This is a genomic window from Clostridium sp. HV4-5-A1G (genome assembly GCF_900184915.1).
GTDB lineage: Bacteria > Bacillota > Clostridia > Clostridiales > Clostridiaceae > Clostridium_B > Clostridium_B aromativorans.
The window spans coordinates 18,068-27,872 of the sequence record NZ_FXYI02000024.1 but is presented as its reverse complement, the minus strand read 5'-3'; the positions used below and the strand labels follow the sequence as shown (position 1 = coordinate 27,872).

The following is a 9,805-nucleotide window of genomic DNA, read 5'->3' as shown; positions in this document are numbered from 1 at the left end:
TACATCATATATAATAATTCGTCAAGTAGTTATTATTTTAGGCATCGAACCTAAAATAACAAGGACTATTCATCTCCCACTTATACAAGATAGGAGAATTACGCCCTTTTTGTTAAAATTGATTAATTTCCTCTTCTTCTATAAATTATAAAATGAGCAATAACAGCTAGCGCTTGAAAAATAAATCCGATTGTGCAGACACCCTGCCAGCCAAAATTCTGCCAGAAGAGAGTACCAAGGAAAGAGCCTGCTGCACCTCCTATAAAATAGGAAAACATAAATACGGTATTATTACGGCTGCGAACCTTGTCCCCCAGAAGTTGTACTCTCGCCTGATTTGATACCTGCCCGCACTGATTTCCAAGATCAAGAATAACTGCACCTAACATAAGACCAATAATATGATATCCAAAGAAGATAAAACATACATAAGCAGCAGTAGAAAATATTACTCCCACCCCTACAGTAAACCTGGGACTTTTCCTGTCAGCTGCCTTGCCAATAAGTGGTGCTGCCAACGCACCGGCAACTCCAAAGAGACCAAATAACCCCGCTTCTCTGGTACCCATATTATAAACCGGTGTCTCAAGCAAAAATATAAGTGAAGTCCAGAATATACTGAAGGAACCAAACATAAAGAAACCATTCACTGCTGATTCCCTCAGAGAAACCTGATTTTTTATCAAATCCGGAATGGACCTTAAAAGCTCCTTATAAGGAATTACATTTGACGGCTTATCTTTAGGAAAAAGCCCTAAAATAAAAGCAAACAGCAGTGCAATAAAAAATGCACCGAAAATATATACAGCTCTCCAATTTAAAATTGAACCTATTACCCCGCTAAAGGTACGTGAGAGCAAAATTCCAATAAGAAGACCGCTCATAACATTTCCTATAATCTTGCCCTCCTGACCTTCCGGTGAAAGGTGAGCAGCATAGGGAACAATAATCTGCGGAACAATGGTGGTAAGACCTATTGCAAACATGGATAAAAGCATGACAAAATAATTTTGTGAAAATGCAGTTACAATCAGGGATAAAACTACCAAAACCAACATTCGCAGTATAAGTGAACGTCTTTCGCACATATCTCCCAGGGGCACTATAAATAAAAGTCCAAGGGCATATCCAATCTGAGTGACTGTAGCTGCTATTCCTGCCGAACTCTGTGATACGGAAAAGGCACCCGCAATCTGTGATTCAAGTGGTTGAATATAGTACAAATTTGCAACACAGACTCCGCAGGCAACTGCCATCAGCAAAACCAGTGATTTACTTAAAACAAACTTCTTTTTCTCTCCAAAATCTTTCAATTGTAAAACTCTCCTCAATCAGTATTTAATATCTGAACTTTGAACTTCATATAAAATATATCGGACTTTGGATAAAAAATTATTCTATAGCGTATATGTACTATACACTATGGGTATGGAGAACTTCCTTCAAAGAAGTTTCTCCAGCTGCTCTAAAAAACTATAGATAGCTTCCATGTCCTTCCCGGACTTATCCTGTACACAGGACAAAATAACTCTGTTGATGTTTTCATGATATTTTTTGTGTTCACAATAAGCTGTCCATCCCTTTTTAGTCAGTAAAACAACAGCCTGAGATTTATTTTCCGGATTCAGTGCCTTTACAATTAATTTTTTACCCTCCAATCTAATGAGCGTTTGTGAAACCGCACCTTTTGTAATATTGTTCCTCCTGGCTATTTCTGACACGGAAAGTTTTTCGTTGTCGCCTATGAACTCAACAAGATGGATTTCTGAAAGGTGAAGTACTGTATCCGTACCAAAACTTCTCGCCTTTTTATCAGTTTCATTAAAACGGTTTATGACATCCAATAATTTTCTAGGTAATTTATCTGCATAAAATTTTCTATCCATATTAACAATTGTATACATGATATACTCCATTGTCAATATGGATACTTAAACTATATATCCCTGCTTTCAAATTCATGTGCACCAATGAGCATAAACATTATAAACAAAACAACAGATACCGCATACATATAAGGCGGAAAATTGAAGCTTTCATTTGCTGCACCTACCAGTACCCTGCCCGGATAATCCCAGGGGAAAAGCATCCAGTATCTGGTATTGTCAATTAAAACTGCAGGCAGGGAAAATACCAGCCCAATTCCCAGAGGCACGGCAATATTATTGTATTTCATGCTAAGATAATATTGAACTGCTATAACAGGCAGTGAAGCTATACTGCAAAGTAACGGGGCATATATGAACTCTTGGGGCATGCTCTGATTCTGCGGCGCTATAATCAGTCCGGCCAGAATTGTAAGAAGCATAAACAGCACAAGGTTTAAAAATACTATGCCGCAGGTAACAAGAAGTTTTGCCCTATAAAGCTGTTCTCTTTCTATGGGCAATGTCAGCATCCACTTAAAATTATCCCCGCTGTTTTCTATTCTCACCAGAACAGCCGTCACTATGGTAATAAAAAGCCCTATAATAAACAATCCATAGAAAAGTGAGCTCTGAGTATACACCTGATTCCATACATTTTGTCCTTTTGAGGTAAAAAGCTCTTTATATCTCAAAAAATTTGTAAAACCCAATATAACAAAAAACAAGGGAACAAACATAACTATATTCAATATTTTGGAGTGCTTCAATTTCAATAATTCCACTTTATATATACTTTTCATACTATTCACCACCTATTTTATATCCCTTTTATCAAATTCCAGAACCCCTATTACAAGCCATAGTATCCCTGAAGCTATCCCAAAAAAAGCTGCTCTCTGGGCGTCGCTTTTATCTCCCGTAGGCATCGCCAGCAATACATTGGCATAGGGAACCACATAGGAGAGAAATTTACTCTGCGCAAGCATATAGGCCCCTATGCTTCCCGCAAAACCCACGGCCGCAGCTGCCAGCGAGTTCTCCATGTAACAGCTTATAAACTGCTCAAAACCCACCACCCCTAAAACTGTACACAGCTCAAATCCTATATAATTGAAAATCAATCTGTAACTTCCGTCAATATGGAACAAGTTTTTTATAATTATCAGAAATATACCGTTTAAAATCACCAGGATAAATGCAGCTGCAAGCACTACAATCCACTTGGACAAATAAATCTTGCTTCTTTCAACGGGCCTTGATATTATCTGTTTCCAGGTTTTCTCACTGTATTCCATATAATTTACAATAACCGCCACTACAACAATGGATAAATTTAGTAGAATAAACCACAAGGTAGAGGCATGGCTCTCATAAATAAGTGCTCCTATCCTGTCGTAAATTCCAAGATCATACAGGGATTTTATATGCTCCTCTGCCATTAAAAAACTATATCTCACGTGCAAATCCGCGGTCAAAAGTAAAAAAGAGAGAACCGGAATGAAAAATACACCCTTCCAGAGTATCGACCTTTTGTATTTCATAAGCTCGGATTTTAAAATTGAAGTAGATGTCATAGTTTTTCTCCCCCTTCAGTAAGATCAAGAAATATTTCTTCAAGGGATTTTTGCACTTCCACAAATTTAAATACCCTATTGTTCTTCAATACCAGCTGTCTTAAAATCTCCTCCGGATCCTCTCCCCTTGGCTTTAATAAAACATCCTTGCCCTCTGTCCTATACTCATATCCACAGCTGTCCAGTGTATCCTGAAGCCTTCTGGAATCCCTGGCTCCTATACAGATCTGACTCTTACTTTTTGAATGAAGTTCTTCAAGAGTTCCTTGAAACAGCATATTTCCCCTGTTTATAATTCCAATATCATCTGCTACAAGTTCAATTTCACTCAGGTTATGACTGGATATGATGACTGTCATATTGTAGAGCTTGGGAAGTCTTTTAATAAGGCCCCTTATCTCATGGATTCCAGAGGGATCAAGTCCGTTGGTGGGTTCATCCAATATAAGAAGTTCCGGTTTTGATATGAGTGCCTGGGCAATTCCAAGTCTCTGCTTCATGCCGAGTGAAAATTTACTAGCTTGTCTATTTTTCCACTCCGTTAGTTTCACAACCTCCAGAACTTCATCAATATATTTATAGTCAAGTTCCAGAAGTTCCGCCGATACCTGCAGATTTTCATAGGCTGTCAAATTTCCATAATAAGATGGCGCTTCCACCATGGACCCAACTCTCTTCAGAATATCCATTCTGTTTTTCTGAAGATCTTTGCCAAACATACGGACTTGTCCACCTGTAGGCTTTATAAGCCCCAAAAGCATCCTTATAGTTGTGGATTTTCCAGCCCCGTTGGGACCCAGAAATCCGTATACCCTTCCTTTCTTTACAGATAAATTTATTCCCTTTACTGCCTTAAAGTTTTTAAAACTTTTCGTCAAATCTATGGTTTTTACAATATTTTCCTCCATACAATTTCCTCCTTGAACTAGCATATGAACATATAATAGATCCTGCAGCTTAAATCCCATTTATCAAAACCTTAAGGGAACCTTAAATTCCATTTGATAAATAAAAAAGCCTTCTATGAAATAGGCTCTATCATAAAAGGTTTGAATTTTACCAAATTTTTTATATCTTTGAAATGTATCTTTCTCTTTTCCTCTAATGATGAAACAGCCTTAAATCTGAAAAGGCCATTACCATATTATAATCATTGCAGGCTTCTATCACAGCATCATCTCTTATGGAACCGCCTGGCTCAACAATGTACTCAACCCCGCTTTTAGATGCCCTGTCTATGTTATCCCTAAATGGGAAAAATGCATCAGAGCCTAGAGAAACTCCTTTAAGTTTTGAAATCCAATTTTTCTTCTCCTCTTCCGTAAGCTTTCTTGGAACTTCAGTAAATACATCTTTCCAGTGTCGTGTCTCCTCTTCTGTTACATCATTACGAAGATACTGATCTATTGCATTATCTTTCTCAGCTTTTTTAAGTCCGTCTCTAAATGGAAGTGATAAGACTGAAGGATGCTGTCTTAAAAACCATATGTCTGCTTTTGATCCGGCAAGTCTTGTGCAGTGAATTCTCGACTGCTGTCCTGCACCAACTCCAATCACCTGTCCATCAAGCACAAAACATACAGAATTGGATTGAGTATACTTAAGTGTAATCATTGATATTAAGAGATCTCTCTTTGCATTTTGAGTGAGATCTTTTCTTTTTGTTACTATATTTTTCAAAAGTTCATCTGTTATAATTGCGTTATTCCTTTTTTGCTCAAAGGTTACTCCAAATATTTCTCTTTTCTCCATTTCACAGGGTTCATAATCTCTGTCAATTTGAATTATGCAGTAATTTCCTCTCTTTTTCTTCTTTAAAACTTCAAGAGCCTCCTTACTATAGGACGGCGCAATTATTCCATCAGAAACAGCACTTTTTAATACTTTAGCCGTAGATAAATCAACTTCATCACTTAAAGCCGCAAAATCTCCATAAGAAGACATTCTATCGGCACCTCTCGCCCTGCAATATGCAGTAGCTGCAGGCGAAAGCTCCACATGTTCAACTGCATATACCTTCTTCAGTATGTCATCAAGCTGCACTGCAACTGCAGCACCGGCAGGACTTACATGTTTAAAAGAGGCCGCACTTGCAAGACCTGTAGTATTTTTCAATTCCTTTACAAGCTGCCATGAATTAAGTGCATCCATGAGATTTATATATCCGGGCCTGCCATTTATAATTCTAAATGGAAGTTCTCCTTTTTTCATATAAACCCTGGCAGGTTTCTGATGTGGATTACAACCATACTTTAATATAAGTTCATTATTTTTCATCTGCATTACTCCCTTCCAAATTTGAACACAAAAAAACCCGGGTAAATTATTAATTACCCAGGCGGTCGATACAACTTCTATTCAATCATGCTTCCCATGGTAAACTCCATTTCCGCCAGTCACATGATCACTTATTTATCCATTAAATTATATTATACTCCAATATCCATGTCAATGATTCAAACCTTAACAGAACATTAAAATTTTGTATCTTAGGCGAAGGATACCTAAATGATGCTATAATTAAAATATATATATTTTTGACCATTGGAGGTAAAAATGCAGGATCAAATTTTAGATAGAAAGATACTTTTAATAGATGATGAAGTTGAGCTTTTAAAGCTGATGGAGACGGTCCTTAGAAAAGAAGGCTTCAGGAGAATATTCAAAGGAAAAAATGGATCAGAGAGTATAAAAATATGCAGAAACGAAAAACCTGACATAGTAGTTCTGGACATAATGATGCCGGATATGGACGGATTTGAAGTGTGCAGAAATATAAGGAATTTTTCTTTTGTGCCTATTATCTTTCTGTCTGCAAAATCTGAAGATGTGGATAAAATACTTGCCCTGGGAATGGGTGCGGACGATTATGTAACCAAACCTTTCAGTCCAAAGGAGGTGGCTTTCAGGATCAAGGCACATTTGCGTAGAAATATATATATTAAAAATGAAATGTCAATGAAAAAGAAAAAGATAAGCTTCGGAGACATAACAATTGACCCTGCAAAAGGCGAAGTGTCAAAGTCAGGTAAAAATATAACACTTACTCCCAAGGAATATCACCTGTTATGTTACATGGCCCAAAATGCCAATCAAATTCTAACCAAACAGATGATATGCAGTGAAGTCTGGAAAGACAGCTATGAGGGATATGACAACACAATTATGGTTCATATAAGAAAACTAAGGCAAAAATTAGAAGACAATCCTTCCAGTCCAAAATACATAATTACAGCCAAAGGCCTGGGTTATAAGCTGAAAATTCAATGAAGAGGTAGCTTAATATGAAAATCAGAAACAAAATCAAAACCAATTGGAATATCACTACAAGATTTCTTGTAACACTGATATTCATAGTTATAATTGAATTATTTATAAATCTGCTTTTCTGGAATCAGATAATTCTGTATACCAAGGAAAACTTTACCGCTCCCACCCCGGAGAAATTCACATTGAATTTCTCCAAATATATGGCCTTTAAAAATGGAATACCCTTTGTAAAAGAAGAAGGTATAAGACAAATTCAAGAAAACAATGTCTGGATTCAAATAGTAGATGAAAATTTCAGGGAAGTCTATTCTTTTAAAAAACCCAGTACAGTTCCCGTTAAATATATTCCCATAAAATTTGCCCATATCTACAAATACGACATAGCCAACTCTTCCATATTTATAGGCGAAAAGAAATATGGAAGCAGGAACTTTTCCTATATAATAGGTTTCCCTCTAAACAGGGTGGCAAAACACACCCTTGTCTTCAATCCCTCTTCACTGAGAAGTTTTTTCTGGAATGGAGTTCTGCTATTATTGGGTATGGATATACTGGTGGCAGTAATTATATCTTATTTTGTATTTGGAAAGAAGATGGGAAAACCACTTCAAAACATAGTCAACGGCATAGATGAACTTTCAAAGGGCGCTTATGAAACTAATTACCATGAAAAAGGTGTCTATAAAGGCGTTTTTTCAAACTTAAACAATCTAGGCAAAACTCTCGGAGAAAACAAGAAAAAAAGAGAAGAACTGGATAAGATAAGATCTACCTGGATTTCCTCCATATCCCATGACCTGAAAACTCCACTATCCTCCATAAAGGGCTATGCCGAAATAATGAAAGACCCTGACTATACTTTTTCCAAAGATGAGATTCAGCAGTACTCGGAGATAATATACAATAAATCCACCTACATACAGTCATTAATCCAGGATTTAAACTTAACTTACAAATTAAAAAACAAAGCCATACCCCTAAAAAAGGAAGAGGCAAACATGACCCTGCTTTTACAAAATACAATCATAGAAATTTTAAACAATCCCCTTTATTCAAATAAAAATGTAAATTTTTACCCTGAAGATGAAAATATAAAAGCTTTCGTAGATAAAAAATTTTTAAGAAGGGCGCTGAGCAATTTAATTTTAAATGCCATAATTCACAACAAGGACAACGTGCAGATTGACATTTCAATTTACAAGAAAGATAAAATCCATATTACAATAAAAGATAATGGCAGAGGTATACCTGAAAAAGATCTGAATTATGTTTTTGAAAGATATTACAGAGGGACAAATACCAGTTCTTCCACCGAAGGCTCAGGTCTTGGCATGGCAATATCCAAGCAGATAATAGATGCACAGGGCGGAAGTATAAATATAGAAAGTACTCTGGGTGAAGGTACAACTATAAGTATAATTTTATAGCTGACATTTAATATTCAATAGGAACGTACCTGGATTTGTATAAACCAAATCCAGGTACATTCCCCTATTCAATGCTTGTAGTAACCTAGTCTTAATTTATTTTAAAACTAAAAATAGTACTTTATTCTGCTTTTACTACTCTCTATCCGCCTGTGAGGCTGTTTTCAATGACGATTTTTTATATGCAGCCAAAAACAGCGTGGGGATTGCAGCTGCTGCGGTGAAGCCGATAGCCCACCAGAACGAGACGTTGAAGGAATGGGCAAGGGCATGAAGATCGGAGCCGACCTGGCCCGTCATCTGCTGCTGGGCTACTGTGGCAAGGATAGCTGACCCGAAAGCCCCGCCGATGGTCTGAAAAATCCTCGTGGCGATGCTGGCGTGGGGGACCTGCTCTCTTGGAAGTCCGATATAAGCGGACATCATAATTGCAATCAGCAAGCCACCGAGCCCCGCCCCTCTGATAAGCAGAGCAGCAGCCAGAAAGATCAGACTCGTATCCACACCCGCAAAAGCAAAGGGCAGAGTTCCTACTGCAATAGCAGCAAGACTAATCAGCACAATGTTGCGTGAACCGTTACGGTCGGCCACTTTACCGGCCCAGCTTCTGGTGAGCAGCATTCCTATTCCCTGCGGAAGCAGCCACAATCCGGCATACAGGGCACTTGCCCCACGCACCTCCTGATAATAAAGAGGCAGCATCAGCATAGCCCCGTTGGTGATGATCCCGCACAGGATCAGCAGTATATTGGAAGCGGAAAAATTGGCGGATTTGAATAATCGCACATTCAGAGCCGGTTCGCGTTTTGTCTTCAATGCATAGACAACATAGGATGCCATCAAAACCATGCCGATGATAAGAGGGACATAGACTGTACTACTACTTAAACCCCCATGGCTGGCAACCTGTGCAATGCCGTAAATCAGAAGGGCAAACGCAGGAGAAAGCAAAAGCATGCCCATCACATCAAGGGAGGCCTTCTTTTCCAAATGCTTATCGGCCGGTATTCCCCACAAAGCCAACGGAATGGCTATGATGCAGATTGGAATATTGACAAAGAAAATCGCCCGCCAGCTTAAGCTGTTTACGATAACCCCGCCTAATACCGGCCCAAGGATCGGCCCCAGCAGAGCGGGAACACTGACGATGGACATGATCCGCCCCAGGTTGCGTCCTCCGGAAACTTGTACAAGCTCTGTCTGTAATGTGGGCATCAGCAATCCCGTGCCGATTCCCTGGATAACGGCAAAACTGATTAAACTCTGGATGTTCCATGACAGCATGGCAAGCACAGAACCGGCCAAAAAGATCGTCACGGAAAAGATATAGGAGTGTTTGCATCCAAATCGCTTGGTGGCCCAGCCTGAAATTGGAACAGTCAGTCCCATTGCCAGAACGTATCCCGTCGTAATCCACTGCACAGCAGAAATGGTTGCCTTCATTTCAATTGCAATGGTATGAATGGCCACATTGACCATGGTGGTATCGAAAAGTGGTGCAAGCGCACCGACCACCAGAATGATGGCAACCCTGAGCACCATTGGATCGAGTTTTTCTTTTGCCGGTTTTACATTTTCTATATTCATGAGAAAACTCCTTTCATAGCCATAATAAGAAACGTTTAGTTTCTTTTGGAATTATGATATAATAAATACAGAACTTTGT

Annotated in this window: 9 protein-coding genes and 1 riboswitch; of the genes, 2 read left to right on the top strand and 7 right to left on the bottom strand. The window is 38.6% G+C overall.

Annotated elements, in window-relative coordinates; translation table 11 throughout:
- Positions 1-122: 122 nt before the first annotated feature.
- From J5G60_RS04590 to J5G60_RS04565, 6 genes are all read right to left on the bottom strand, one after another.
- Complete coding sequence (locus J5G60_RS04590; RefSeq protein ID WP_150357154.1) at positions 123-1,256, bottom strand: MFS transporter; 1,134 nt, start codon at positions 1,254-1,256, stop codon at positions 123-125.
- A 186-nt stretch (positions 1,257-1,442) separates the two neighbouring features.
- Positions 1,443-1,904, bottom strand: coding sequence for a MarR family winged helix-turn-helix transcriptional regulator (locus J5G60_RS04585; protein WP_150357133.1), 462 nt, complete (start codon positions 1,902-1,904; stop codon positions 1,443-1,445).
- 32 nt (positions 1,905-1,936) lie between these two features.
- On the bottom strand, positions 1,937-2,668 hold the full coding sequence (locus J5G60_RS04580) for an ABC transporter permease (protein WP_190972209.1): 732 nt from the start codon (positions 2,666-2,668) through the stop codon (positions 1,937-1,939).
- A gap of 12 nt (positions 2,669-2,680) precedes the next feature.
- Positions 2,681-3,442 (bottom strand): ABC transporter permease, encoded by a 762-nt coding sequence (locus tag J5G60_RS04575; protein ID WP_106008648.1) that lies wholly within the window; start codon positions 3,440-3,442, stop codon positions 2,681-2,683.
- A complete protein-coding gene (locus J5G60_RS04570) occupies positions 3,439-4,350 on the bottom strand; it encodes an ABC transporter ATP-binding protein (RefSeq protein ID WP_106008649.1) in 912 nt (303 codons plus the stop codon). Before J5G60_RS04570 ends, J5G60_RS04575 begins: the two co-directional genes overlap by 4 nt.
- A 193-nt stretch (positions 4,351-4,543) precedes the next feature.
- Positions 4,544-5,719: a phosphoribosylaminoimidazolecarboxamide formyltransferase gene (locus J5G60_RS04565; RefSeq protein ID WP_150357135.1), complete on the bottom strand. Its 1,176-nt coding sequence runs from the start codon at positions 5,717-5,719 to the stop codon at positions 4,544-4,546.
- A 48-nt stretch (positions 5,720-5,767) separates the two neighbouring features.
- Positions 5,768-5,852: riboswitch (ZMP/ZTP riboswitch) on the bottom strand.
- 146 nt (positions 5,853-5,998) lie between these two features.
- Here J5G60_RS04565 and J5G60_RS04560 point away from each other — a divergent pair.
- A complete protein-coding gene (locus tag J5G60_RS04560; protein WP_150357136.1) occupies positions 5,999-6,712 on the top strand; it encodes a response regulator transcription factor in 714 nt (237 codons plus the stop codon).
- A 14-nt stretch (positions 6,713-6,726) separates the two neighbouring features.
- Complete coding sequence (locus J5G60_RS04555) at positions 6,727-8,139, top strand: HAMP domain-containing sensor histidine kinase (RefSeq protein ID WP_150357137.1); 1,413 nt, start codon at positions 6,727-6,729, stop codon at positions 8,137-8,139.
- A gap of 135 nt (positions 8,140-8,274) precedes the next feature.
- On the opposite strand, the gene J5G60_RS04550 is transcribed toward J5G60_RS04555, so the two are convergent.
- Positions 8,275-9,726 (bottom strand): MDR family MFS transporter, encoded by a 1,452-nt coding sequence (locus J5G60_RS04550; RefSeq protein WP_150357138.1) that lies wholly within the window; start codon positions 9,724-9,726, stop codon positions 8,275-8,277.
- Positions 9,727-9,805 lie beyond the last annotated feature (79 nt).